This is a genomic window from Cyclobacterium sp. L-R (genome assembly GCF_056859355.1).
On record NZ_JBSXOH010000092.1, the window covers coordinates 61,686 to 88,188 of the forward strand.

Below are 26,503 nucleotides of genomic sequence, written 5' to 3' on the forward strand. Positions count from 1 at the left end.
TAGTTAAAATCGCCCTATCAAAAGGACTTATTGTTCATTTGATGGGGCGACTTTTTTAATTTACTAGCTCTTTGGACTTATTGACTTCTTTAACCAAGCTTTTTCTAGCAAGGAAAATCAATGCAAAGGACAGAATGAACAATACCGCAGCGATAAAGGCCAGCACATAGGCATTTTTCTGGAAATTTTGATAGGCAAAGAGTCCTAGTGAAGTCAATGTGACGGTAAACATAAAGAACATTGGTATGGTCACGAAGGTCGGATTAATGTCCTTTTTGATCAACCAAACAGAGATGGTCAAGAGGGCAAGCGCAGCCAAAAGCTGATTAGCTGATCCAAATATCGGCCATAAGGTAGCAAACCCTCCACTACCCAATAAAAGCACTGACAATACAACTACAACACTGGTGGAAATGTACCTGTTTTGAGAGATTTTCTTACCTATTGGCTGTTCCACATCTTCGAAATACTCTTGAAGGGTAAATCGTGCTAGCCTGGTACAGGTATCTAGGGTTGTTAATGCAAAAGCCGAAACTGTGAGGGCTACGAATCCAATGGCAAAAGTCTCAGAAATCCCCATGGAAGAAATAATCGCCCCTAAACCATCGGCAAACAAAGGCACAGGGCCTTCCTCACCTAATCTTGACAAATAATCTGTACGGCTTAATACGATTACTGCTCCAACAGAAATAATTGCTAAAAAAGACTCTATAAGCATCCCTCCATAGCCTACAACCTTGGCATCACTTTCTTTATCCAATTGCTTGGAAGTAGTCCCAGATGCTACCAAAGAGTGAAAGCCACTAATGGCACCGCAGGCAATGGTGACAAACAATACTGGAAACAAGTATCCAAGGTTTTCATTTGTAATATGCACCTCTGTATCCATCACTATGGTTGGGTTTGCAATTACCACACCCACTATAGCTGCAATAATTAATCCATATAGCAAGAAGCTATTCAAGTAATCCCTTGGCTGCAACAACATTGATACCGGAGTCACTGAAGCTATAAATGCATAAATGAGCAATATATAAATCCATGTTTGGTAATTGAGTTCAAAAGGAACTTGCATTCCCAGGTAGACGAAGTAATACATCACTACCACCCCCACTACAGAAGCAATGAGGAATGCAGACTTTTTGTTTTCGGTTACCTTTATTACAAAGCCAAAAACCACTGCCAGTAAAATAAATAAAATAGAAGCAGAGGCCACTCCCGGGTTGTTGATAAAAGTTTTGGCTATAATGTCTGCAAAAACTGCAATAATCAAAATCAAAGTTGAAAAACTAAAAAGGATAAAAAGCCTTTTTCCTTTCTTACCTATAGTATTTTGAATTATAACACCTATAGATTTACCATCGTTTCTTAAAGAGGCCACCATACTTCCCAAATCATGGACTGCACCAAAGAATATACCTCCTATCAATATCCAAATAACAGCAGGTATCCAACCAAAGGTAACCGCTATTATTGGCCCTACTATTGGCCCAGCTCCTGCTATTGAAGCAAAATGATGACCAAGGACTACCACTGGCTTACTTGGTACATAATCCACACCATCCTTGAGTCGGTGGGACGGGGCTATATTGTCATCATTAATTTTGAACTTTTTGAATACATATTTACCATAGGTGAAATACGCGCCTATCAGAATAATGGCGGAAAATAGGAATAGATAAGTGAGTTGCATGTTTTGGATCTATTATTGAGGGCTTAAAGTTAAATAGAAAATTGATTTCATCGGAAATAAACCCTAATTTATAAAAATATTTAGTACCAATGGTAAAGGTAGAAGACCCAACACATTTTTCTTTTTAATAAAAATCCCCTCATTATTCTCTTCAACAAGATGATTGAAAAAGACACTTTACTGTTCTTAGGGACCAGCTTAGGCCTGTTGATCTTAATTCATTTAATTTTGCAATTTGCATTACCGCAAATTGTAAAGTTGTTCTACAAGCCCAGCAGCAGCAGGGTAAAAAGATCGATTGGAAAATTTACACAATCACTAAAGTGGGGCTTCTTTTTTGCTGTTTTTCCCATAATTGAGCCCTATTTCTCACCACCAAACCTACTCTATATCGGTAGACAAAGGTTTTTTGTTGTTCTATCCATAATTACCCTTACATGGATTATTATTGAGTTTTCAAATGTAATACGCCATATTTTTCTAGAAAAATTCACCTATGACAAAGAGGATAATCTTAGAGAAAGAAGGGTAATTACCCAGGTTGCCTTTATCAGAAAACTATTTATCATTGGAGTTGTGGTCATTGCTTTTGCGGCTATTTTAATGAATTTCGAATCTGCAAGAAAAATTGGCACTGGACTTTTGACTTCGGCAGGGATTTTAGGAATAATCATCGGTTTTGCGGCACAGAAATCTATCGCCAATTTACTGGCAGGGTTTCAGATTGCTTTTACCCAGCCAATTCGTATTGATGATGTAGTGGTTGTAGAAGGGGAATGGGGCAAGATAGAAGAGATCAACCTTACTTACGTGGTCGTTCAGATTTGGGACCAAAGAAGACTGGTGCTACCTATCAATTACTTTATAGAAAAACCATTTCAAAATTGGACTAGAACTACAGCTGCTATATGGGGAACGGTATTCATTTACGTAGACCCTACTGTTTCAGTAGGTGAAATAAAAACTAAATTAAAAGAAATCTTGGAAGCCACTCCTCTTTGGGATAAAAAAGTACAGGTACTCCAAGTTACCGATTGGACAGAAAAAACCATTGAATTGAGGTGCCTAATGAGTGCCAAGGATAGCCCAACCGCATTCGATTTGAGGTGTTTGGTAAGGGAAGAGCTACTTCTTTATCTACAAAAAACCCAACCCAATTCACTCCCTAAATCAAGGGTATTAATGGAGAAAGCTACAGGGAAACAGGAAGATTAATTGAGGCAATCTTTTCGAGAAAACAGATTTTGGTTTTATTTAACAGATATTACCTATAAATTTGGAATCCCAATTTGGTTTGGGATAATTTAAACAAAACTTTATGGCTTGGTTTAAAAGAAAAGATGCCGGAATCAAAACTTCAACAGAAGAGAAGAAAGATACTCCGGATGGATTGTGGTATAAAACCCCGAAAGGGAATATCATTCACACCCGGGAGTTGAAAAACAACTCCTACGTTTGTCCAGATGATGACTACCATGTAAAAATAGGATCGAAAGAATACTTTGAGATTTTATTTGATGACAACCAATTTAAGGAATTGGACAAGGACATGATCTCTGGTGATCCTTTGAATTTTGTAGATAGCAAACCCTATCCTGTAAGAATCAAGGACACCATAGCCAAAACCAATCTGAAGGATGCTGCCAGAACGGGCGTAGGCAAGTTAAACGGTTTGGACATCGTGATCACCTGTATGGATTTTAATTTCATAGGTGGATCTATGGGTTCTGTGGTAGGTGAGAAAATTGCCAGGGCAATTGATTACGCATTAAAACACAAGGTTCCCTTTTTGATGATTTCCAAATCAGGTGGTGCAAGAATGATGGAAGCAGGTTTTAGCCTTATGCAAATGGCCAAGACTTCTGCCAAACTTTCACTATTGGACGAAGCAGGTATTCCATATATCTCGTTGATGACTGACCCTACAACCGGCGGAGTTACGGCTTCATTTGCTATGTTGGGCGATTTTAACATTGCTGAACCAGGTGCATTAATCGGCTTTGCAGGACCTAGAGTAATCAGGGAGACAATAGGTAAGGATCTGCCAAAGGGCTTCCAAAGTTCAGAGTTTGTTTTGGAACATGGTTTCTTAGACTTTATTATTGATAGAAGGCAGTTAAAAAACAGATTGTACACCTTGCTAAACCTTCTCCGACAATAGATTGTAATTATATTAAATCCATGGATTAAAATATCCTAAGATTGTGATGGTTTTGGGGAATTATAAATATATTTGTAGGATTCAAAACCAGTTAAACATACTGATAAAGATAAAAATTTATTAAATGAGTTCAGTAATCATTACTTCGATAGTAGCATTTACCATTATAATTCTGCTACTGGTGTTTGTTCTTCTTTTTGCCCAGTCAAAGTTGGTGTCGTCAGGAGATGTAAAAATCATCATTAATGGGGACGAAAAAAACCCTCTAATTGCTTCTGCAGGATCTACCCTGCTCAATACCCTAAGCAGTAAAAAAATCTTCCTTCCTTCCGCATGCGGAGGCGGTGGTACTTGTGCCATGTGCAAGTGCACCATTGAAGAAGGTGGAGGGGAAGTACTTCCAACTGAAGAGGGGCACCTTAGCAGAGCAGAGAAACAAACCCATGTTAGACTATCTTGCCAGGTAAAGGTAAAAAATGACATGAAAATCCGTATTCCTGAGGAAATCTTTGGAATCAAAAAATGGGAATGTGAAGTAATTTCCAATTACAACGTTTCTACTTTTATTAAAGAATTCAAGGTAAAACTACCTGAAGGTGAAACACTGGATTTTGAGCCAGGAGGATACATCCAAATAGATGTTCCAGCCATCACTGTTTCTTTTAAAGGTATGGATATCACTCCTCATCCTGAATTAGGACACCCTAAAGACGTTTATCAAAGTGATTGGGATAAATTTGGTCTTTGGGATCTTTCCATGAAGAATGATGAGCCACTATTTAGGGCTTACTCCATGGCGAACCACCCTGCTGAAGGAAATATAGTAATGCTTACCATTCGTATTGCCACTCCACCATGGGACAGAGCAAATAACAAATGGATGGATGTTAATCCAGGTGTATGTTCTTCTTATGTATTCTCTAGAGTCCCAGGCGACAAAGTCACTATCTCAGGACCATATGGTGAATTCCATATCAACCCTACTCAGAGAGAAATGATTTACATTGGTGGTGGTGCAGGAATGGCGCCTTTAAGGTCTCATTTATTTCACCTATTCCACACAGAGAAAACCAACAGAAAAGTTTCTTACTGGTATGGTGGTCGATCTAAGAAAGAATTGTTCTACACGCCACATTTCAGAGGTATAGAAAAAGATTTCCCGAATTTTAGTTTCAACATCGGCTTATCCGAACCTCTACCTGAGGACAATTGGAAAGTGAAAAAGTCAATGGATGACAAGGAGGGTGATGGCTATGTAGGCTTTATCCACCAGGTTCTTTATGACAACTACCTTAAAGATATTGACGAGCCGGATGAGATCGAATACTACTTATGCGGTCCTCCACTGATGAACTCAGCGGTGCTTAAGATGTTAGATGATCTGGGTGTTCCGAAAGAGAATATCAGATTCGATGATTTCGGAGGATAAAAATTAATCAAAGGGTCCCGTTAAAGTTTAACGGGACTTTTTTTATGCCTACTTTTTCTATAATTTTGACATTCAATTTCTAACCACATCCCATGGATTTACAGGCATTTTTCGAACCAATACCTTCCGAAATTCTAAACGATGAATATGGGCACAATGCATTTTTTCATCATATTCACTGCCACGGAGAAACTTTTCCAGACTTGCAAGGGATTCAAATAGCCATAATAGGCATTGAAGAATACAAAGGTACAGGGGATGAATCCATAAAGAACTCCAATGATACCACTTCAAGTATTCGGAAAAAGCTTTTCCACCTTAAGAAAGGTTTAAGTAATTACAGTTTAGCCGACTTGGGAAATATAAAGACCGGAGAAAATTTAACTGAAACCCGCTCACTTATCAGTTCAATCGGGGAGTTGATGCTAAAAACACAGGTCTTGCCCATATTTATAGGCGGAAGTCATGACTTAGATGTAGGTCAATTTAAAGCCTATCAGCACATGAATAAGTTGGTAAGCTTACTTACAGTTGATGCCAAAATGGATATGGAGGATTCGGGGAATCCACAGGACTTGCATTCCCAAGAACTTGTTCTTCACGAGCCCAATTACATGTTCAATTACTCTCACCTGGCCTACCAAAGCTTTCTTACTGACCCTGAACTTGTTACTACACTTGAGAAGTTGTATTTTGACCATATTCGACTGGGCCAATTAAGGGATAACTTTAAAGAAACGGAACCACTAATAAGAAATGCCGATATACTCAGCTTTGACATTTGCGCTATAAATTCCTCTGATGCACCAGGAGCTTTAGGTGCACAACCTTTTGGCTTAAGCGCAGAAGAAGCTTGCCAAATTTCCTGGTTTGCAGGAACTAACGAAAAACTCAGCTCAATAGGTATCTATGGATACCATGCAGATTTGGACGACTCAAGGATGAAGACGGCATCGGTGATTGCCACCATGATTTGGTATTTCATTGAAGGTTTTCATCAAAGAAAAGACAGTCTTTCGTTTAAAAGCAGCGATTATACCAAATACACTGTCTCATTGGACTCAAAGCCTTCTATTTTGCACTTTTACAAAAGTAAGTTAAGTGGAAAATGGTGGTTAGAAATACCTAGAAATAAAGGGGAAAAATACAACAGAGACACCATCATTCCCTGCAGTTACCAAGATTACCAAACAGCCCAAAAAGGAGAAATACCAGAGAGGTGGGTCAATGCCCAATTAAAACTTTACTGATAATCCATAAAAAAAACCTAGGTAATTCTATCTTTGCATCAGACTAAGCATATGATTTCTATTACCAAAAACCAACTGGCCCTAAGAAACGGGCAGGATAAACCTGAAATTTGGATTGCATACAAGGGTAAAATATACGATGTAGGCAATTCCAGATTGTGGAAAAACGGCAAACATTACGAACATTGGGCAGGTCAGGACTTGACTGATGAACTTAGTGATGCTCCACATAACGAGAATGTATTTGATAAGTTTGAACCTATTGGCTATTTAATATAAATGATTCTGATCGCTGACAGTGGCTCTAGTAAAACAGACTGGAGGGTAATCACCCATGATAATAAAGTTCATCAAACAAGAACTGTAGGTTTCAACCCCTATTATCAAACTAAAGAGGACATGATCCTTGGGCTAAAAACACCTGAACTCCTAAAATGGGAAGGAATAATCCGTGAAGTCTATTTCTATGGAGCGGGTTGTACTTCAGACGTCAATAAGGAGACTGTAAAAAGTGCCATAAATAGCATCTATGAAAATGCAAAAGTATTTGTAGACCATGACCTAATGGCTTCGGCAAGGGCAACTTGTGGACACGAGGCAGGAATAGCCTGCATTTTGGGTACAGGATCAAACAGTGGAGACTATGATGGAGATAAAATCATTGACAGTAGGCCTTCCCCAGGATATTTATTAGGAGATGAAGGAGGAGGAACGTATATAGGCAAGCATTTTCTTCAGGATTTCATCTATGACGACATGCCCTCAGCTATTCGTGAGGCCTTTATTGAGACCTATCACCTCTCTATCATTGATATTCAGGACAATGTCTACAAAAGACCTTTTCCTAACCGATTTATGGCTGGTTTTTGTGAATTTATCGCTAAACATAAATCTGACCCATATTGCTATGGACTTTTTTATAATGGGTTTAAAGATTTCTTCACAAGACATGTCATGAGGTATAAGGATTACCAAAGCAAACCTGTAAACTTTGTTGGATCCATCGCTTACTACAATAACGATGTGCTGAGACAAATTGGAAATGACCTTGGCATACAAATAAATACTATCCTAGAAACCCCGATAGCTGGTTTAACCCTCTACCACCAAAAGAAAATATGAGTACCACAGAAAGCACCTCCTTTTACGACAATCTGGAAAAGATGACAGTCAATGAGTTATTGACTAATATGAATAAGGAAGACCAGACCGTTCCCCTAGCTGTCAATAAAGCGATCCCACAAATTGAAAAATTGGTAGAATCCATTGTCCCTAGAATGGAGAAAGGTGGGCGCCTCATTTATATTGGTGCTGGCACAAGTGGTCGATTAGGAATCCTGGATGCTTCTGAATGTCCTCCAACCTATGGAGTGCCACACGAGCTTGTAATCGGGATAATTGCAGGAGGTGACACCGCCATAAGAAAAGCTGTAGAAAATGCAGAGGACGACCCAAACCAAGCTTGGATCGATATACAGAAATTTGGCTTTAACCCTCAAGATACGGTTGTTGGAATCGCGGCCTCAGGCACTACCCCTTATGTCATAGGAGGAGTAAAGAAAGCGATGAAAGAAGGATTGCTCACAGGCTGCATTACTTGCAACCAAGGAAGTCCTTTAGCCAGTGAAGTAGCCATGCCAGTGGAAATAGTGGTTGGCCCTGAATTCGTAACCGGAAGCACAAGAATGAAGTCCGGAACGGCGCAAAAGCTAGGGCTTAACATGATCTCAACTAGTGTCATGATTAAGCTGGGCAAGGTGAAAGGCAACAAAATGGTGGACATGCAACTTTCTAACAAGAAACTGGTTCACAGAGGCACCTTAATGATTATGGAAGCAACTGGCCTGGATGAAAAGAAAGCTTTGGCCATGCTCACACAACATGGCTCAGTAAGAAATGCTGTTAGCGCATTTGAAAAGGAGAAAAAACAATAAGGTCAAATATAATTCTCTCCTATTTTCTTAGCATCAGTCACATACTCTTTGTATTTACTATTCGCACCTAGTTTGCAGATCAGTAGGACATCCCCGCTATCGCTTACAAGGTAGTCTTTAAGCCCCTGCACTACAACCAGCTTATTAGGTGGCATATTGATGAAACAATTGCTTGTTTCATACAGCATTGCAGTGCCATTTACGGTATTGTTTTCTTCGTCCTTTTCACTAACATCATAGAGGTTTTGCCATGAGCCAAGGTCTGACCATCCAAATTCTCCAAGGACCACAAACACCTCATTGGATTTTTCAAAAATCCCATGATCAATTGAAATATTCCTGATAAAGCTATAGGCCTTGATAAGGAAATCATTTTCTCTTTCAGTGCAAAAATACACTGTCCCTTCCTCAAACACCTCAGCCATTTCTGGTAGATATTTCTCAAAGGCTTTGATTATGCTTTCATTTTTCCAAACAAAAGTACCTGTATTCCACACGAAATCGCCACTTTCTATAAAGGTGGTTGCTAACTCAAGGTTTGGTTTTTCGGAAAAAGTTTTCACCTTTTTCACTGATTGTCCCTCTTCGGGGAAAAATTGTATGTAACCATAGTTCGTGTCTGGTCGATTGGGTCTGATACCTATAGTTATGAGATTACCTAAAGTAGACGCCCCCACCATGGCTTGATCAACTGCATCAAAAAATAGATTGTCATTGAAAATCAGTTGATCAGAAGGGCTTACTAAAACTTTTGCATTGGGATTTAATTTTTGAATTTTATAACTGGCCAATGCAATTGAGGCGGCTGTATTTCTACGCATTGGTTCTACCAGAATTTGATCCTCTGGAATATTAGGCAATTGTTCTTTGACGAGAGAGAGGTACCGTTTACTTGTAACAATGATGAATTGATAATTTTCAAAATGATTCTCAAATCGGTCATAGGTCATTTGAAGCAATGTTCTACCTGTACCCAAAAGATCTAAAAATTGTTTTGGCCTTTGGCGCCTGCTTGAAGGCCAAAATTTAATACCAATTCCTCCTGCCAATATAACAATGTACCTGTCGTTTTTCTTCATGTCTATACAATACCTTCCTTCATCAAATCATGGATATGGATAAATCCAACCAATGTAGCCCCGTCCTTTACTACTAGCTGGGTAATGTTAAAAGTTTTCATTAACTCCACCGCTTTTACCGCAAACTCCCCCAGTGCAATCACCTTGGGCGTTTTGGTCATAATTTCATTGGCCTTGATCTCATTCAATTCAAAATTATTTTGAAGCATTCTCCTTAAATCCCCATCGGTAATGATTCCCTTCAAATTTTTCTCAGCATCCACCACTGCCGTTGCCCCTAGCCTTTTGCTACTGATTTCAAGAATAACATCCTTGAGGGAAGCATTTTCTTCTACCATTGGTACCAAATTTTTGTCTATCACATCCTCTACCTTCAGATAGAGCTGTTTTCCCAATGATCCTCCAGGGTGGAAGCGTGCAAATGATTCTGCATTGAAACCTCGCGCTGTAAGCAGGCAAACGGCAAGGGCATCTCCCATAGCCATTTGGACAGTTGTGCTTGTAGTAGGTGCCAGATTATTGGGACAAGCTTCCTCTTCAATCCCAGTAAACAACAAATAATCGGACTGCTTTGCCAAGTAACTATTTCTATTCCCTACAATACTGATAAGCTTGTTACCCACCTGTTTAAGCATGGGAACCAGTAGCTTAATCTCAGGTGTATTGCCACTTTTGGAAACACAAATTACAAAATCTTCTTTTTTAATCATACCCAAATCCCCATGAATAGCATCTGCTGCATGCATAAAAAGAGAAGGAGTTCCTGTAGAATTCAAGGTAGCCACAATTTTATTCGAAACGATTGCACTTTTCCCAATTCCTGTAATTACAACACGCCCCTTACTTTTTAAAATATCCTCTACACAAGCCTCAAAATCTGCTCCTATATGGGGGATCAGATTTAATAACGCATTGGCTTCGTTTTGAAACACATTTATTGCCGTGGTTTTAATATTTTTTAGTAAATTCAATTTTACTGCCGTTAATTGTTAGTTTTGTATAAAGGTAGGAAAGTTTTACCTTAAACATTAATAATTGACAGGGAGTAACTCATTAAACTATTAATGTAGTGGACAAAGAGGTTAAAGATAATTTAAAAAAAATATTTGGTTTCAATCAATTCAGAGGAAACCAACAGTTGATAGTGGACAATATTCTGAAGGGCAACAATACCTTCGTAATAATGCCAACAGGCGCAGGGAAGTCACTTTGTTATCAATTGCCAGCTGTCTCTAAAAGCGGGACAGCCATCGTCATCTCTCCATTGATAGCCCTGATGAAAAATCAGGTGGATCAATTGAACAGTTTTGGCATAAACGCTCATTTTCTAAACTCTACCCTCAGTAAAACAGAATCCAATAGGGTAAAAGGTGAAGTCAGCGCCGGTCTTACCAAATTGCTCTATGTAGCACCTGAGTCGCTGACGAAGGAAGAGAATGTCAAATTCCTAAAAAATGCAGACATTAGCTTTGTGGCCATAGACGAAGCCCACTGTATTTCTGAATGGGGCCATGATTTCAGACCAGAATACCGAAAGATAAAATCCATTATTTCTCAAATTGGGGACAACCTTCCAGTAATTGCCTTAACAGCTACAGCTACGCCAAAAGTCCAACAGGACATTCAGCGTAACCTACAAATGGAAGAGGCTGATCTCTATAAGTCTTCCTTCAATAGGACCAACCTCTATTACGAGGTTAGGCCTAAGGTCAAGAATGAAACCAAGAAAGAGATAATTAAATACATAAAATCCCAGAAAGGTAAATCTGGAATTATTTATTGCCTGAGCAGAAAAAAAGTTACTGAAATAGCTGAGCTATTGAAAGTGAACGGGATCAATGCTGCCCCTTATCATGCTGGCCTTGATGGTCACGTGAGGGTGAAAAATCAGGATGATTTCTTAAATGAGGAAGTAGATGTAATCGTAGCGACCATAGCCTTTGGCATGGGAATAGATAAACCTGATGTCAGGTATGTCATCCATTACGATGTTCCAAAATCACTTGAAGGATACTATCAGGAAACTGGAAGGTCAGGAAGGGATGGACTTGAGGGTCACTGTCTGATGTTTTACAGATATGAGGACATTGTCAAATTGGAGAAATTCAATAAGGACAAACCAGTAAATGAACGGGAAAATGCTAGGGTACTCCTACAGGAAATGGCAGCCTACTCTGAAAGTTCTGTTTGCCGCAGACGATTTCTTTTACACTATTTTGGAGAGACCTTATCTACCGATTGTGGCTTTTGCGACAACTGTAAAAAAACCAAGGAGACCTTTGAAGGAAAAGACGATATTGTAAAAGTTATTAATGCTGTAAAGGAAACCAATCAGCGGTTTAGTATGGATCATATTGTCAGCCTTATCAGGGGTGAGGAGAATGATTATATACTAAGCTATGACCACAATAAGCTTCCTTCTTTCGGTGTAGGAAAAGACAAAGACGAAATCCATTGGAAGACCGTTTTAAGGCAGGCTATGATTTTTGGCTTCCTTGAAAAAGACATAGAGAATTACGGTATAATTTTACTTTCAGATCAGAGTGAAGCTTTCTTGAAAAAACCTCACTCTGTCACGCTAAGTAAAAATCATAATTTTGATAAAATGGCAGAAAGCGTTTCATCAGAAGAAATGAATACGATCGGTAAAGCCTACGATGAAAAACTTTATGAGTTATTAAAACTTGAACGTAAAAAAGTAGCCAAAGCTAAAAATTTACCTCCCTATGTAATCTTCCAAGACCCTTCCTTAGAGGAGATGGCTACGGTCTACCCTACTACCTCTGAGGAATTGGCTCAGATAAATGGAGTTGGAATGGGAAAGGTCAGCAAGTTTGGCAGGTCTTTTCTTAGGTTGATAGAGAACTATGTAGAGGAAAACGAGATCATTACTGCCTCAGATGTAGTAGTAAAGACATCAGGCATAAGGTCTAAAGTTAAAATCACTATTATTCAACAGATAGACAGGAAAATTGACCTTGATGAAATTGCCAATAACCTGAATATTAGCATGAGCGATTTACTGCACGAAATTGAGCAGATAATCTATAGCGGAACTAAATTAAACATCAATTATTATATAGAAAACATCATGGATGATGAACGAGAAGACATCCTCCAAGATTATTTTATGACAGCTGAATCGGATCATATCAAAGATGCCATGGCAGAACTTGAAGACGATGACTTTGCAGAAGAAGAAGTCCGCGTTTACCGAATCAAATTCATATCAGATCACGCCAATTAAAAAAAGAAATTACCAAATGAACATATTGCTTATAGGAAGCGGTGGCAGAGAAAATGCCTTTGCCTGGAAAATAAAACAAAGTGAAAAATGTGAAAAATTATGGATAGCACCGGGCAATGCCGGTTCCTCTGCTTTTGGCGAGAACATATCCATAGGTGTAAATGATTTTGAAGGCATAAAAAACTTTTGCCTTGAAAACAAAGTAGACCTCCTAGTAGTAGGCCCTGAAGAACCTTTGGTTAGGGGATTAAGGGATTATATGGCTCAAATTCCAGAAGCTGCTGGAATACCTATTGTAGGTCCTGGGGAATCAGGAGCACGACTCGAAGGAAGCAAAGACTTCTCCAAAAACTTCATGATGGCCCATGGTATTCCTACAGCCTCATATGCCACTTTCACTTCGGCTAGCCTACAAGAAGGTGTCGATTACCTTAAGAAGCAAAATCTCCCTATTGTATTAAAAGCAGATGGCCTTGCGGCTGGCAAAGGCGTATTGATATGCAGCAGCTACGAAGAAGCAGAAAGCAGCCTAAAAGACATGTTGATAGGTCAAAAGTTTGGGGATGCCTCAACAAGAGTTGTTATTGAAACTTTCTTGACCGGAATTGAGCTTTCTGTATTTGTAGCTACAGATGGAGAGAATTACAAAATACTTCCAGAAGCAAAGGATTACAAAAGAATTGGAGAAGGAGATACAGGCCCAAATACCGGAGGTATGGGTGCCATTAGTCCTGTTCCTTTTGCTGATAAAGCCTTTATGGAAAAGGTAGAAGAAAGAGTTGTCAAACCAACCATATCTGGACTTAAAAAAGACGGAATCGACTTTAGAGGATTTTTATTTATTGGGTTGATGAACATGGAAGGAGAACCTTATGTCATTGAATACAATGTCAGAATGGGCGATCCTGAAACCCAGGCAGTACTTCCAAGAATTAAAAGTGATTTTCTGGAATTACTCAATGCCACAGCAAATAAAACCTTAATTGACTATAAAATTGAGATCGCTCCTACCAAAACCGCTACTGTAGTAATGGTGGCGGGAGGTTATCCTGAAGCCTACGAAAAAGGAAAAGCCATCTTTGGTCTTGAAGAAACAAATATCAAACAATCCATTACCTTACATGCAGGAACAAAGTTAGATTCTGCTGACCAGGTAGTCACCAATGGTGGCCGCGTTTTAGGAATTACCGGTTTAGGTGATAGCGTAGAAAAGGCGATTGAAAATGCTTACCTCAGGGTAAGCGAAATCACATGGGAAAAAGCCAATTACCGAAAAGACATAGGACAAGACATCCTCAAACTAGGTAATTAATACCCATATTCACGAGGAGGAAACTCCCTTAAATATAGATTATATATGTCAGGATGCACAAACTGCAGTACCGACTCCTCTTCTGGGGGAGGCTGCCAAAATAATGGCAGTTGCGGTACCAGCGATTGTAATAAAATGAATGCTTTTGATTGGTTATCCCACATGGGAATACCCGAGGTAGATAAATTTGATATTGTAGAAGTAAAATTTAAAGGCGGAAGAAAGGAATATTACAGAAATTCAGGACACTTGCAATTGACTACTGGAGATCCAGTAGTAGTAGATGTTCCCAATGGACATCACATTGGCTATGTTTCCTTACAAGGAGAGCTGGTAAGGCTCCAAATGCAAAAAAGGAAAATAAAAAACGATGACAATATTCTAAGCATTTACCGCGTGGCCACCTCTAAAGATATAGAGAAATGGCAGGATGCAAAAAACAGAGAGGTTCCAACCATTTACAGAGGAAAGCAGATCATTGATGAAATCAAGCTTTCCATGAAATTGTCTGACGTAGAATACCAGGCAGACAATTCCAAAGCTACCTTTTATTATTCTGCTGACGACAGGGTGGATTTCCGTGAACTCATCAAACTTCTGGCCTCTGAATTTAAAATCAGGGTAGAGATGAGACAAATCAGTCTCCGGCAAGAAGCTGGCAGATTGGGAGGCGTTGGTGTATGTGGAAGGGAACTGTGCTGTTCTACTTGGATCCATGATTTCAAAAGTGTCACCACTTCTGCAGCAAGGTACCAAAACCTATCATTAAACCCCAGCAAGCTTTCGGGACAATGTGGACGATTAAAGTGCTGCCTAAACTTTGAATTGGAAAGTTACCTAAGTGCTCTTGAGGACATTCCAAATGTAGAAAAACCCTTATTGACTGAAGCTGGAAAAGCTAAGCTCCAAAAAACAGATATATTCCGCCGTTTAATGTGGTTTAGTTATAATGATGACAACAATTGGCATTCAATTGACTGTGATAGGGTTAAATCAATTATTGAGCAAAATGAAAAAGGAATCGTTCCTTTTAACTTGCAGCAGGACAAAGCCTTTGAAGGTGAGTACGACAATAATAAGACAAACGAAGACCTTGAATTATTAGACAAGAAATTCGCTAACTCAAGATCAAAAAAGAAAAGGAAACCCAAATCAAGAAAGCCAAACCCGCAAAACAATACTACTGCTGAAAATCCGCAGAAAAATCAAGAAAAAGCAGAAGCCAAACCACGCCATCCAAAAAATAAACGAGCGCCGCGAAGAAACAATAAGCCTCAAAATGCGCAAACTAAGCCGGTGAATTCACCAAAAGAAGCTGATTCTAACAGCCCAAAAGCTCAAGGCAACAACAGAAATAAAAGGAGAAAACCCAATAACAGAAACAAAGGACCTAAAGGTGGTGAAAACAACGCTAAATCCAATGAAAAGTAAGACTGCATGGAAAAACTCACTTGTCATTGTTCTATTTTGGGTAATTACCGCTTGTAACAATGGTCGTGTTTACGAGTCTTTTCAAGATTTAGAGACGCTGAAATGGGTCGTTTCTGATACCATTTCTTTTGATATTGATTCATTGGATGTAAATCCTAAAATGTCTTCTATTCTAGCCATCAGGTATGATGACAAATATGAATACAACAATCTCTATGTTCGTTTCCTCCTTAGGGACAGTGTCGATAAAGTTTTAATGGATTCTCTACTTAATATCCACCTTTTTGACCCAAAAACAGGAAAACCGCTTGGTCAAGGTTTCGGCAATAGAAGAATACGCTACGACACGCTTCCAGGTGGTTTGATACAAGCCAAGTCTACTTTTCAATTTATTCAATACATGAGGAAAGATACACTTGCAGGTATAGAATCAATTGGACTAAAAATCAATGAGGGGAAATAAACCTGCCTTTTTGAGTTTGGCAATGGGTTAGGCTCTGACATTTACTAAGCTTATACCCATGGTAACTCAGATGGTATTTGTTTATTCACCAGATTGGGTTTTTACCTGAGCAATCCTGGTCTGTAACAAATCCTCCTTATCAAGCCAATATTGCCTACTGAATAAAAAAACTATATTCCAATTTCTGGAGGTCAATAATCGAGGGTGATACACAAAAGCCTCCTTTGCCGTTCGGGAGGAAAAGAAACGTTGGTCATCCGTAAGAATTGCCGCCACGGCCTTGTCTTTTTCTTTTACTTCCAGATCCATCACTGCCGAGTAGGGGTTTTCAACTACTTCATGACTGCCATAACTCCCGATAAGCCTGTCTCTAAAAGACCAATTCCGGTCGTATCCTGGAGCATCTGGCCTTAGTTCTAAGGTAGCATTTCCTTGCTGCACCTCATCGACAAATATCAAATAGGCTTTTAAAAGCCGTATTCCGGGATTTTTCATGTGCCTTTCTTTAAAATCACTCACCTTCAAACTAGAAATCAGGATATTCTGTTTCCTAGCCCTGGTAATGGCCACATTCAGTCTGTTTTCACCACCTTTTCTAGATAGTAAGCCAAAATTAGCCGTAAATTTCCCTTCAGGATTTCTAGAATAGCCTACCGAAAACACAACATGATCAAATTCATCACCTTGAACATTTTCAATGTTTTTTACCTTGATATTTTCATCCTGGAAAAGACCTTCCTCAGTCTCAAGCATACTTGAAATCAGTATCATTTGGTAGTAATTAAAAGTAATTACACCAATACTGTCCATAGGGTATTTCATGCGTAAACTTTGCAATTGCAAAATCACTTGCTCAGCTTCTAGCTTATTCGTTTGGTTTTCCCACACACCCTCTACCCTTATTAACTTCAGCCCACTTTCACCACTATTCAGGACTTTCCTATCAGGAAGCATGTGTAACTTTCCTTCATAAAAATGCTTATTAGAAAAATCTATCAATGGCAAAGTAGCACTTCGGTAATGGGTTTGTAAATGGAATGTTGGGAAGTACTGTGCGACCATATCCAACAGGGCATCAATCTCCACTTCCATGGTTTCCTCTTCTTCTGATTGAATTCTGGTTTGGTATAGGTCATAAGGCTTGAGTTGTTGCCCGTCTCCTGCAATAACGACCTGCTTACCTCTAAGCATTAGGGGCAAACCTCTTTCAAAATAACATTGACTCGCTTCATCAAAAATCACCAAATCAAAGTATTGTTCAAGCGGAAATAATGCGGAGGCTGTCTCAGGAGAGGCCAGCCAACATGGGATAAGTCGAAAGATGTCTTCTTTGTAATGGTCAATTAATTTTTTAACAGACCAAATTTGGCGTTTTTTACCTACCTGATGGGCCAATTCCCTATAGGAAATCAGGTTGTTTAGCCTATTGTATTCCAGGTCTGCACAAACCCCTTCCCTCAATCTCATTTCAATAATAAAACGAGCTATCTTCAACTTCTCCTCGACAGAATTTTCAAAATCAGAAATATTACTTTTGATTTGAGGGCCATAAATCTCCTTCAAAACAGGATATTTTGCTTCCAGATGACTTATCCAACTGATCTTCAAGCTGGATAAAAACATGTTTTTTAAAGCCTCATAATCACTGTCAGGATATTCATCAATTAATTTCTCTATTACTTTCTTTTCTTCCTCAAGCATACTGTGCCTGAGCTTATCGAAACGAGTTAATTCGTCAATATCTTTTGGAAGGTTGCTTTGTATTCCATTTAACTTTTCTTCATCCTCAGAGCTAAGTAGGTGTTTAATTTGTATTTCAGTAAGGTATTCCCTCCAAGTAGAAAAATGATCCTCTACCCAATCATTGATAACACTTACACCTTCCAATAAATGCTGAAAATGATCAAATGAAAATTGTAGTTTGTAAAAATAGGAGGCTAAAACACCCAGTTCATTCATGATAAACCTTGCATTCAATGCTTTGATATGCAAAGCTGCGGCTTCTTCAAATTGTTCAAGCGTGAAAGGCTTTTCCGGAAGTTTAATCCAATTCTTTTGCACCAAAAGCGCATATTGATGGTTTAAATTCATTCGATTTTCCAATCGCTGAACCAAGATAGCAATGTCTTCTTTATTGTTTTTTAACCCATTTTTCTCAAGCAGGGATCTTATTAAGGCAAATTTCTTTGGGTTGACATTCATGGAAAGTTTTCCATACCAAGATTCCAGTTGCTTGGAAGAATGGACCGCATGTTGCAGGGTTTCCTCTACCTCCTGATCACTGATTCCCCACTCCACACCTTGATCCATCAGCAATTTACTAATCATGTCCACCTTATTCTCCAACCATAGCAGGTCTAAAGTGCCCGCATCATGACTCATAAGCACCTTAAACTTTTCATAAACCTCCTGGTCGCTTATGGTAAGGCTCAAGGCATCTATTCTTTCTTTTTGCTGGAAGGATTGGTAAATAAGTCCATACTCAAAGGTATCTGCCAGCATGGAATTCAAATCGTTTTTAGCTGTGATTTTAACAGAAAAAAGCTCTTGAAAAGTAGCTGAAGCACCATTAATAGCTTCAGGTCCCATAACCGAAAAATCCACTCTATGCAGCCAAAATGAAGCTGAAACCTGAAATTTCTTGTAATAGTATTGGTATTGCTCAAAGTCATTTAAAAACCCATCCAACTCATCCAAGCGGAAACAGCGATAAAACTGAGTCATATCAATTCCTACACTTCGATAATCTGAAGTAAGGTATAACTCCTTGACTGGGGCACCACAATCACTGGTCTCATACAATGCCTCCTTATAGGCATCAAAAAAGTCAGAAAACCTTTCAATATTCCTGCACATTTGACTGAAATTCCGCTCGAGCTGTATTGCATCAATGGACCTGTTCAGTGCCTGATAGTTTTCAAGAGAGCTGATTTGATGATTTATTTTTTTATAGAGTTCCTTTCTATCTCCCCTATAGTCATGCACCAAAGCAGTGAAATTCGACATGCCTTGTGAAGAGATGCGTTGGTAAACCACATCAAGCGCAGCTCTTTTTTGAGACACTACGAGCACTTTCTTGCCCCTAGAGGCAAAATCTGCTAGCATATTACAAATGAGTTGCGACTTCCCTGTTCCTGGTGGTCCCTGAACTACGCAGGAATTACCTGATTTTGTATAGTGAATCACAGACTCTTGGCTGGAATCAATGGAGAAGGTATTGTATAAATTATTTTCAGTAGAGGCCTGTGAGTTGTCCGTCTTATTGGCAAAGTAATCCGAAAACAATGCTTCTAAGCTCTCATGATCAGAATGATTGATGAGTTGCTCATAATCATCCATCAAAAAAGAACTTTTTTGAGAAAACTGACCAAGAATGGCATAAGGCTTTAACTTAAGTAGCCCCACATCAAATGTCTCTTCGAAATAATCCCTAGAATTGTCAGGGAAAAAATCCAGTTGATCCTGGTATATTTCTCGACTGAAATTTAATTCCACCTGATTTTTGAGCAATTGATAAAGGTCTGTTCGAAAGCCCATTGGATCTTTGCTGAAATCTTCCAAAGAGGCTTCCAACCATTCACTATCAAATGGTTTCCCTACTGCCTGACTATATGCCAATAAAAAGGAAGGGTTTAAAAAGGGCAATTCCCCAACACTTTTCCTTAGGTACCAGGTTTTGTTGTCTAATATAAGTTCAACTGGAAAAAACACAAGTGGACAACGTGTAAGCTGCCCATTAAGAAATTTACCCTCCACAAATGGCCATCCTACAAATAGACTTTTCTCCCCAGTCTCCTCAATCGTAAAATTGACTTGTTGTTTAAGGCGTTTTAATCTTATAGAAAGTTGATTGACATTCTGATCCCGGCTATCCAAAACCTGGATCAAGGGAATATTTCTTTTTCGGCCTAGTAATTCAGTGATATAAAAAAAAGATGCATGATTATTAAGAAAATGGAAATCCTTCAAATCAATCATTTGACTTGAAATGATCTTAGGCAGGAATATAGATCGATTATTAGAGGAGAGATCTACTAACCTATTCAAATAAACCCGAAGTACATCTTTTAGTTTGGACATTATTTAAAGGGTGAATCTTTTTCTTTGGCCATATGATTGTACACAATTTTATCCATTATACCAGGCACCCACTTATTCAGGAATGCAGCCATTTTACCCTCTCTAGTTAATACCAGGTCTCTTTTCTTTTTCCGCAGTGCTGTTAGCATTGCCTCAGCTACTTTTTCGGCCGTCATCATTTTATCCTCATCCCTTGGGGATTCGCTTTGACTGCTTCCATCTGCCAAAAGCGCATTGTTTCTGATATTTGAGGCAGTAAAGCCAGGGCAAACTACCATCACATGTACCCCTAATTTCATCACCTCCGTACGCAAAGACTCAAAGAAGCCATTCATTGCAAATTTGCTGGCTGTATAAGCCGTTCTGGCTGGTGTGCCTCTGAAACCATTTATGGAGGAGACCCCAATAATGGCTCCTTTATTTTTAAGAATTTCATCCATGCAGTATTTGGTAGCATATACGGTACCCCAAAAATTAATATCCATAACCTGATGAAAAACTTTCAAGTCCAGATCTTTAAACAAAGCCCTCATACTTATCCCTGCATTGTTGATCAATATATCTATTTTCCCATAATGCCCGATTACCTCATGCGCCATTTTTTCATTATCCTCGGCCTTGGCAGCATCACAAACACCACCTCCACACTCAACTCCTTCCTTTTGAAGCAGAAGCAATGTTTCATCTAATTTAACTCGGCTTCTACCGGTAATCCAAATTTTAGCCCCGGCTTTACCAAAAATAAGGGCACAAGCTTGCCCAATTCCTGAGGTGGCCCCAGTAATAACAACCACTTTATTCTTTATTTCCATATTTTTTTTTAACCAAGATACAATTCCGTCCTAAACAAAAAATAAGAGATTCCATTTTATACCCAAAATAGTTATTTTGGGTTTGAGCCTAAAAAGGAGCCCCGTCATATGTAATATTACATTGTTTTCACATATTATTAAAAAAATTAACCGTTCAATTTTAAAGAAATTGGTACAAGAAAAGTAAAATGATAAGGGCTATAAGTGCTGTTGCTATGACTAATGGTATGGTTCCAGTTTTTAAAGCAGATGCCTATTGTTATCAAAGAATAAAATATTGTAGTGGTATGATGACAGTCTACAATTGTGAGCCTGATTACTACACCAGTGAAAATCGCAGTGCAGCTTATCCACAATGTAATCTTTGTGATTGTTGATTTTGTTAAATGGGGTTCTTGTTAATTAGGACGCCATTTCTTCATAAAGGCAATATTTTCATTTCGCCTAATGGTAGGTTTACCACCTAATGGTTTTATCAGGAAAGTCTTTTTTTTAAGTTTTAACTATCACGTTTAAAATTTAATTGTTTAATTCTCTGACAAAAAATCATTTAAATATTTCTCAAAATCCTCAGGAAACATGGGGTTGTTTTTCTTTTTTGGCCTATCAATTATTTTGTCGTCTTTAATTGCGAAAATAAAATAATAATAGGGACGAGTTCCTAGGCCTTTAATATCATTTGATTCTAGAAATTTGCTTTCAGGATCGTAAAATACTGGCCAATATAACTCTCTTTGTTTTAACCTTTCCTTTATTTTAATAGAGTCTTTTTTATCTATGTAAAATAGAAAGGCTATTTCCGGAAATTTTTCAATTGCCTCAGCCCATTTAATAAGGTGTGTAGAGGAACCATTTGAGTAAACAACGATTTTATATTTATAATCATACCACTTTTCATCAAATTCTATTGAATCATTTAGTGAAAAGGTTTTCAAACCTTTGGGGTAAGTGATTTTATCCGCATTATTTGAACAAGAAGTACTTAAGATCACTGTTGCTATTATTGTCCAAATAATATTTTTCATGAAATTTTTATTTCGGGTATCGTTTTTTTAAGTCTTAATATTTTGATTTTAAGTAGACCTACTTTAATAATATTGATTAACCAACAGCAAGAAAAATTAATGGATTGAATTCTGTTAAAATATAGTTTGAAAATTGCTCCTAATTATCTCTTTAAAGTCTTAATTACTAAATCATAAGTTATAAAATTAATTTGATAATTCAAACAAACTTTTCCTATAGCGTCCTCAACAAAGATTGAACCTCTCATGTGAAATATTGCTATGTTTTCACAGATTATTAAAAAAATTGACCCGTCAATTTTCAAGAAATTGGTAAAGGTAAAGTAAACCGATAAGGTCTGTAAGTGATCTGACAGCTGGGCCCATCTGGTTTGGATGTTGTGCTGCCATTTCGCCAAGAGCACGTTGGTAAGGGATATTTCCAATGGGCTTCGATCTGCCACTTGAAACCTCAACCCTCTTGATTACTAAGCCCCCCTTTTAAATACAGATAAATCAAAAATTATATAGAACAGCATTGACCAAGACATATAAAAGTTTGAAACCAAGAAGGACAATATTCAACCCTTTGACCGAAAATGATTAATTTTGTAACCTATGTCAAGAAAAATGAAGAATAAGGTCCTCGAGCAGTTAAAAATCGAAAGAATAGCTGCGGAAGGTAAATGTGTCGGACACCACGAAGGTAAGGTTGTCTTTGTTAGTAATGTAGCTCCTGGTGATGTCGTAGATGTCAGAGTTACCAGAGGGAAAAGTAGCTTTTTGGAAGCTGAGGCAATTAAAATTCACGAATATTCAGCAGACAGGGTTACTCCTTTTTGTGCACACTTTGGGGTTTGTGGTGGTTGTAAATGGCAACATATCTCCTATGAACTCCAGATGACATACAAAAGACAACAAGTGATCGATCAGTTTGAGAGAATTGCTAAGGTTCCATTACCGGAGGTATCTCCTATTATCGGTTCGGAGAAAACCCAATATTACAGAAATAAGTTAGATTTCACTTTTTCGAACAACAGATGGCTAACCCGCGAAGAAATTGATTCCGGAGAAGTATTCGAGCGCAATGCTTTGGGTTTTCATGTTCCTAAAAGGTTTGATAAAATAATTGATATTGACCATTGCTACTTACAAGGCAATATTTCCAATGATGTAAGGAATGAATTAGGCGATTTTGCTTTAAAAGAAGGTTTGACTTTTTACGACATAATTAATCAAACAGGATTGTTGCGAAACCTAATCATTAGAACAACCTTGGATGGGCAATCCATGGTCATCGTACAATTTGGAGATGATGATCAAGAGGGAATCTCTAAAACGATGGAATTTCTTCACCAACGTTTCCCTGAAATAACAGCCTTATTGTACATTGTCAATCTTAAAAAGAACGAAACCTTTCAAGATCTGGATGTACATACTTATGCAGGCAGGGATTATATTGAAGAAACTATGGAGGGCTTAAAATTTAAAATAGGCCCCAAATCCTTTTACCAAACCAATAGCTCACAGGCCTATCAGCTTTACAAGGTGACCAGAGAGTTTGCTGAGCTCAGTGGTAATGAAGTTGTTTATGATTTGTATACTGGAACTGGTACCATTGCTAACTTTATTGCTAAAAAGGCAAGGCAAGTAATTGGCATTGAATATGTAGAGCCAGCGATTGTGGATGCAAAAGAGAACTCTCTTCGCAATGAGATAGATAACACATTGTTTTATGCTGGAGACATGAAAGATGTATTGGATGATACCTTTGTTGCTAACCATGAAAGACCAGATGTAGTGATCACCGATCCTCCAAGGGCAGGCATGCACGAAGATGTTGTTCAGATGCTATTGAGACTTGAGTCCAAAAAAATCGTTTATGTAAGTTGTAACCCCGCCACACAAGCTAGGGATGTAGCATTACTAGCGGACAAATACGAGATTGTCAAAATTCAACCTGTTGACATGTTTCCTCAAACATATCATGTAGAAAATGTAGTTTTATTAAAATTAAAAGAACAAGGATGATCAGCAACGAAAATGACCCTGAACTCAATGGGAAATACTTGGGGACCATTAGCAGTGATTTTATAAAAATAAGCGAAAACCTTAAGGAGGCTGCCTATCAGGTCCGAAAACGAAAGTTTTCCGAATACCCTATTTTCCCAATTAGTAAAGAAGAGCAACCTATTGGCCAACTGTTTTTAAGCCGAAAAGAAAAGGCTATCGATTGGAATTATTACATCACCTACCTTGATGAGTTTATCCAACGAAAATTAATCAAGGAAGATGGAATTGAACAATTTAAAGCATCGTATAAAGACCCAGATGAATTCTGTTGTCTGTTTGTAGTCGATGAAGAATTCACTAAGTTTTTGTACATTCCTTATCCAAATGAATAAGGAATGTACAAAATATTAACTCAAGGCAGGGCTCAAAAGTGAGACCAGCCTTGGGCTTTTAAAGGTAAAGCTGTACCACTTTTACTGATAAGGTACTTACCATTATCTTTTTCAGTCACATGCCCAATAAAATGAATATCCGGGTGTTTCTCCAACTTATCAAAGTCCTTTTGACTTATTGTAAATAGCAATTCATAATCCTCACCGCCATTTAGGACACAGGTAGTCGGATCTAAATTTAACTCAAAAGCAGTATCATAAGTTTGCTTGTCAATTGGGAGTTTGTCTTCATATATGGCCACACCTACATCCGATGCTTTGCAAATATGAAATAGTTCTGATGCCAAACCGTCAGAAATATCTATCATGCTAGTAGGAACCAAACCCATTTCCTTAAACTCATGTATAATATCCATTCTCGCATCTGGTTTTAGTTGCCTTTGGGTAATGTATGGATATTTATCAAGCTCAGGTTGCATATTGGGATTGGATAAAAAAACCTGCTTTTCACGCTCCAAAACCTGCAAACCTACAAATGCCCCGCCTAAATCTCCTGTGGCACAAATGATATCATTGACCTTCGCACCGGATCTATAACTGATGTCTTTTTTCTTTACTTCACCTATGGCCGTAATACTCAAAACCAGGCCAGCTCTAGATGAAGTAGTGTCTCCACCTACAATATCTACGTTATAATGTGTTGCCGCAAGCTTGATTCCTTTATATAGTTCTTCTACCGCCTCTACAGAGAACCGACTTGACAGCCCAATGCCAACAGTAATTTGAGTAGGAATGGCATTCATGGCAGCAACATCACTGACATTTACCGCTACCGCCTTAAACCCCAAATGCTTCAAGGGTGTGAAGGAAAGATCGAAATGAACGCCTTCTAAAAGCAAGTCGGTGGTCACTACCCGAAGATCCTCACCAACTCCAATCACTGCCGCATCGTCACCAATTCCTTTGATAGAACTGGCATGATTGCTTTTTATGTCCTCACTGATCAAATCAATAAGCCCAAACTCTCCGAGGCTTGAAATTTCAGTCCTTTTTTCCTTATCCATAAATTTTATTTTCTGCTAACAACCCATCTTAATGGGGCTGTTTGTTTCCAATACAAAAGTACAATTTATTTATGAGCTGTGCCATTCCCTAATTAAGCATTCTCAGGTATAGTTTTTAATAAGGGTAATTGAAGCTTAAATACAATCCCAATAGTAAAAAAATTCAGATTCTATTAATTAAGGAACAACCTTCTGATTCAACCCAGATTATGTAATAGGATTCGTAATGACTGTTGCAATCGCAAGAAAATCAGCCTGTTTGGAGATTTTAGCATAGCACCGCTATGGTGAAATTGAAAACAGCAACGAAGTGGCTGATTTTAAAGCGATTTCAGCACGTAATAGAATATCTATTGCATATTTCGGGTTCAAATATATCATCAATTCGCTTTTGTTTTGTTAACTTTGCTGGGGAATTCGGTAGGAAAAATGGAATTTATTTCTAACATTACTGGTTAATTGTCGTTAAATGAATAGGGTAATTAAATTATAGAAGATATGATCATCGTTTCAGAAAAAGCCAAGGATCGTATCCTTGAACTTAGACAGGAAGAAAATAGGAATGACGAAGAAAACATAAGGGTATCAGTAAAAGGCGGAGGTTGTTCTGGTTTAATGTACGACTTAGGTTTTGACAATGTCACCTCGGAATCAGACCATGTTTTTGAAGATAAAGGAGTGAAAATAATCGTGGATAGGAAAAGCTTGCTATACCTGGCAGGAACTACTTTAGAGTTTACTGATGGATTAAATGGCAAAGGCTTTCAATTTGTAAACCCAAACGCATCAAGAACATGTGGTTGTGGTGAAAGCTTTTCTATTTAAATATTTATAAAACGGCTTACAAACTCAGAATAGGGCAATCCTATTCTGAGTTTTTTTTGTTTTAGGCCATTGTTCTTTTTTTACTATTAAAGAAAAAACCAGCTATACACTCAATTTTTACCCATAGAATTTGTATTAGAGGCTTATGCCCTACAATTACACAAATGATTTTTAACCCGGATTATCAATGTCGTTTAGTTAAGGAATTTTTATTATTTTTAGGAAAGAAAAGGGAGCGTAGTTTTTTTGAAAATAATCTAACAACAATCAAGTCCTTTTCCTTTTCGAAGGACTTTTTAAAACTATTAAAAAAC

General features: G+C 38.2%; 21 protein-coding genes. 14 read left to right on the plus strand and 7 right to left on the minus strand.

Features of this window, described 5'->3' with window-relative positions; translation table 11 throughout:
• Positions 1-55: 55 nt before the first annotated feature.
• Positions 56-1,693, minus strand: coding sequence for a carbon starvation CstA family protein (locus AC13EX_RS19710; RefSeq protein WP_339717339.1), 1,638 nt, complete (start codon positions 1,691-1,693; stop codon positions 56-58).
• A gap of 228 nt (positions 1,694-1,921) precedes the next feature.
• Here AC13EX_RS19710 and AC13EX_RS19715 point away from each other — a divergent pair, with 228 nt between their 5' ends.
• The 7 genes from AC13EX_RS19715 (at position 1,922) to murQ (ending at position 8,467) form a co-directional block, all read left to right on the plus strand.
• Positions 1,922-2,908 (plus strand): mechanosensitive ion channel family protein, encoded by a 987-nt coding sequence (locus AC13EX_RS19715; protein WP_240477797.1) that lies wholly within the window; start codon positions 1,922-1,924, stop codon positions 2,906-2,908.
• 103 nt (positions 2,909-3,011) lie between these two features.
• Positions 3,012-3,854 (plus strand): acetyl-CoA carboxylase, carboxyltransferase subunit beta, encoded by an 843-nt coding sequence (gene accD / locus AC13EX_RS19720; RefSeq protein WP_048642403.1) that lies wholly within the window; start codon positions 3,012-3,014, stop codon positions 3,852-3,854.
• Positions 3,855-3,978: 124 nt separating this feature from the next.
• Complete coding sequence (gene nqrF, locus AC13EX_RS19725; protein WP_048642402.1) at positions 3,979-5,283, plus strand: NADH:ubiquinone reductase (Na(+)-transporting) subunit F; 1,305 nt, start codon at positions 3,979-3,981, stop codon at positions 5,281-5,283.
• 92 nt (positions 5,284-5,375) lie between these two features.
• Entirely contained in the window at positions 5,376-6,533 is a 1,158-nt protein-coding gene (locus AC13EX_RS19730; protein ID WP_482894004.1) for a formimidoylglutamase, read from the plus strand.
• Positions 6,534-6,584: 51 nt separating this feature from the next.
• On the plus strand, positions 6,585-6,812 hold the full coding sequence (locus tag AC13EX_RS19735) for a cytochrome b5 domain-containing protein (RefSeq protein ID WP_048642400.1): 228 nt from the start codon (positions 6,585-6,587) through the stop codon (positions 6,810-6,812).
• Positions 6,813-7,655 carry an N-acetylglucosamine kinase gene (locus AC13EX_RS19740; protein ID WP_048642399.1) on the plus strand — a complete coding sequence of 281 codons (843 nt, stop codon included), beginning with the start codon at positions 6,813-6,815 and terminating at the stop codon, positions 7,653-7,655. It abuts the gene before it with no gap.
• Complete coding sequence (gene murQ, locus AC13EX_RS19745) at positions 7,652-8,467, plus strand: N-acetylmuramic acid 6-phosphate etherase (RefSeq protein WP_482894005.1); 816 nt, start codon at positions 7,652-7,654, stop codon at positions 8,465-8,467. Before AC13EX_RS19740 ends, murQ begins: the two co-directional genes overlap by 4 nt.
• Before the next feature lie 2 nt (positions 8,468-8,469).
• On the opposite strand, the gene AC13EX_RS19750 is transcribed toward murQ, so the two are convergent.
• Positions 8,470-9,546 carry a mannose-1-phosphate guanylyltransferase gene (locus AC13EX_RS19750; RefSeq protein WP_482894006.1) on the minus strand — a complete coding sequence of 359 codons (1,077 nt, stop codon included), beginning with the start codon at positions 9,544-9,546 and terminating at the stop codon, positions 8,470-8,472.
• A gap of 2 nt (positions 9,547-9,548) precedes the next feature.
• Positions 9,549-10,517 carry a KpsF/GutQ family sugar-phosphate isomerase gene (locus AC13EX_RS19755; protein ID WP_482894007.1) on the minus strand — a complete coding sequence of 323 codons (969 nt, stop codon included), beginning with the start codon at positions 10,515-10,517 and terminating at the stop codon, positions 9,549-9,551.
• A gap of 98 nt (positions 10,518-10,615) precedes the next feature.
• Here AC13EX_RS19755 and recQ point away from each other — a divergent pair, with 98 nt between their 5' ends.
• Genes recQ through AC13EX_RS19775 form a run of 4 tightly spaced genes read left to right on the plus strand, consistent with a single transcriptional unit; the run spans position 10,616 to position 15,999 of the window.
• Positions 10,616-12,793: a DNA helicase RecQ gene (recQ, locus tag AC13EX_RS19760; protein WP_048642395.1), complete on the plus strand. Its 2,178-nt coding sequence runs from the start codon at positions 10,616-10,618 to the stop codon at positions 12,791-12,793.
• Between the two features lie 16 nt (positions 12,794-12,809).
• On the plus strand, positions 12,810-14,105 hold the full coding sequence (gene purD / locus AC13EX_RS19765; protein ID WP_482894008.1) for a phosphoribosylamine--glycine ligase: 1,296 nt from the start codon (positions 12,810-12,812) through the stop codon (positions 14,103-14,105).
• A 45-nt stretch (positions 14,106-14,150) separates the two neighbouring features.
• The gene (locus tag AC13EX_RS19770; protein WP_084011770.1) at positions 14,151-15,536 is read left to right on the plus strand and encodes a PSP1 domain-containing protein; all 1,386 of its coding nucleotides are present in this window, start codon (positions 14,151-14,153) and stop codon (positions 15,534-15,536) included.
• Positions 15,526-15,999 (plus strand): gliding motility lipoprotein GldH, encoded by a 474-nt coding sequence (locus AC13EX_RS19775; RefSeq protein ID WP_482894009.1) that lies wholly within the window; start codon positions 15,526-15,528, stop codon positions 15,997-15,999. Before AC13EX_RS19770 ends, AC13EX_RS19775 begins: the two co-directional genes overlap by 11 nt.
• 81 nt (positions 16,000-16,080) lie before the next feature.
• On the opposite strand, the gene AC13EX_RS19780 is transcribed toward AC13EX_RS19775, so the two are convergent.
• From AC13EX_RS19780 to AC13EX_RS19790, 3 genes are all read right to left on the minus strand, one after another.
• Entirely contained in the window at positions 16,081-20,079 is a 3,999-nt protein-coding gene (locus tag AC13EX_RS19780; RefSeq protein ID WP_482894010.1) for an AAA domain-containing protein, read from the minus strand.
• The gene (locus AC13EX_RS19785) at positions 20,079-20,891 is read right to left on the minus strand and encodes an SDR family oxidoreductase (protein WP_482894011.1); all 813 of its coding nucleotides are present in this window, start codon (positions 20,889-20,891) and stop codon (positions 20,079-20,081) included. The genes AC13EX_RS19780 and AC13EX_RS19785 overlap by 1 nt, the downstream gene beginning before the upstream one ends.
• Before the next feature lie 527 nt (positions 20,892-21,418).
• On the minus strand, positions 21,419-21,916 hold the full coding sequence (locus AC13EX_RS19790; protein WP_482894012.1) for a TlpA family protein disulfide reductase: 498 nt from the start codon (positions 21,914-21,916) through the stop codon (positions 21,419-21,421).
• Positions 21,917-22,513: 597 nt separating this feature from the next.
• On the opposite strand from AC13EX_RS19790, the gene rlmD reads away from it, so the two are divergent.
• Both rlmD and AC13EX_RS19800 read left to right on the plus strand, forming a co-directional pair.
• A complete protein-coding gene (gene rlmD, locus AC13EX_RS19795; protein WP_482894013.1) occupies positions 22,514-23,926 on the plus strand; it encodes a 23S rRNA (uracil(1939)-C(5))-methyltransferase RlmD in 1,413 nt (470 codons plus the stop codon).
• Entirely contained in the window at positions 23,923-24,300 is a 378-nt protein-coding gene (locus AC13EX_RS19800) for a hypothetical protein (protein WP_048642386.1), read from the plus strand. The genes rlmD and AC13EX_RS19800 overlap by 4 nt, the downstream gene beginning before the upstream one ends.
• A gap of 32 nt (positions 24,301-24,332) precedes the next feature.
• Here the strand turns inward: AC13EX_RS19800 and thiL are convergent, their stop codons facing one another.
• Positions 24,333-25,364, minus strand: coding sequence for a thiamine-phosphate kinase (gene thiL / locus AC13EX_RS19805; protein WP_482894014.1), 1,032 nt, complete (start codon positions 25,362-25,364; stop codon positions 24,333-24,335).
• A gap of 498 nt (positions 25,365-25,862) precedes the next feature.
• On the opposite strand from thiL, the gene AC13EX_RS19810 reads away from it, so the two are divergent.
• Positions 25,863-26,189, plus strand: coding sequence for a HesB/IscA family protein (locus tag AC13EX_RS19810; RefSeq protein ID WP_048642384.1), 327 nt, complete (start codon positions 25,863-25,865; stop codon positions 26,187-26,189).
• Positions 26,190-26,503: the final 314 nt, after the last annotated feature.

Excerpts from the sequence above, each read along its gene's own strand:
- AC13EX_RS19710 (WP_339717339.1), bottom strand. The coding sequence starts at position 1,693 with ATGCAACTCACTTATCTATTCCTATTTTCCGCCATTATTCTGATAGGC.
- accD (WP_048642403.1), top strand. The coding sequence starts at position 3,012 with ATGGCTTGGTTTAAAAGAAAAGATGCCGGAATCAAAACTTCAACAGAA.
- nqrF (WP_048642402.1), top strand. The coding sequence starts at position 3,979 with ATGAGTTCAGTAATCATTACTTCGATAGTAGCATTTACCATTATAATT.
- AC13EX_RS19730 (WP_482894004.1), top strand. The coding sequence starts at position 5,376 with ATGGATTTACAGGCATTTTTCGAACCAATACCTTCCGAAATTCTAAAC.
- AC13EX_RS19735 (WP_048642400.1), top strand. The coding sequence starts at position 6,585 with ATGATTTCTATTACCAAAAACCAACTGGCCCTAAGAAACGGGCAGGAT.
- AC13EX_RS19740 (WP_048642399.1), top strand. The coding sequence starts at position 6,813 with ATGATTCTGATCGCTGACAGTGGCTCTAGTAAAACAGACTGGAGGGTA.
- murQ (WP_482894005.1), top strand. The coding sequence starts at position 7,652 with ATGAGTACCACAGAAAGCACCTCCTTTTACGACAATCTGGAAAAGATG.
- AC13EX_RS19750 (WP_482894006.1), bottom strand. The coding sequence starts at position 9,546 with ATGAAGAAAAACGACAGGTACATTGTTATATTGGCAGGAGGAATTGGT.
- purD (WP_482894008.1), top strand. The coding sequence starts at position 12,810 with ATGAACATATTGCTTATAGGAAGCGGTGGCAGAGAAAATGCCTTTGCC.
- AC13EX_RS19770 (WP_084011770.1), top strand. The coding sequence starts at position 14,151 with ATGTCAGGATGCACAAACTGCAGTACCGACTCCTCTTCTGGGGGAGGC.
- AC13EX_RS19775 (WP_482894009.1), top strand. The coding sequence starts at position 15,526 with ATGAAAAGTAAGACTGCATGGAAAAACTCACTTGTCATTGTTCTATTT.
- AC13EX_RS19780 (WP_482894010.1), bottom strand. The coding sequence starts at position 20,079 with ATGTCCAAACTAAAAGATGTACTTCGGGTTTATTTGAATAGGTTAGTA.
- AC13EX_RS19785 (WP_482894011.1), bottom strand. The coding sequence starts at position 20,891 with ATGGAAATAAAGAATAAAGTGGTTGTTATTACTGGGGCCACCTCAGGA.
- AC13EX_RS19790 (WP_482894012.1), bottom strand. The coding sequence starts at position 21,916 with ATGAAAAATATTATTTGGACAATAATAGCAACAGTGATCTTAAGTACT.
- rlmD (WP_482894013.1), top strand. The coding sequence starts at position 22,514 with ATGTCAAGAAAAATGAAGAATAAGGTCCTCGAGCAGTTAAAAATCGAA.
- AC13EX_RS19800 (WP_048642386.1), top strand. The coding sequence starts at position 23,923 with ATGATCAGCAACGAAAATGACCCTGAACTCAATGGGAAATACTTGGGG.
- thiL (WP_482894014.1), bottom strand. The coding sequence starts at position 25,364 with ATGGATAAGGAAAAAAGGACTGAAATTTCAAGCCTCGGAGAGTTTGGG.
- AC13EX_RS19810 (WP_048642384.1), top strand. The coding sequence starts at position 25,863 with ATGATCATCGTTTCAGAAAAAGCCAAGGATCGTATCCTTGAACTTAGA.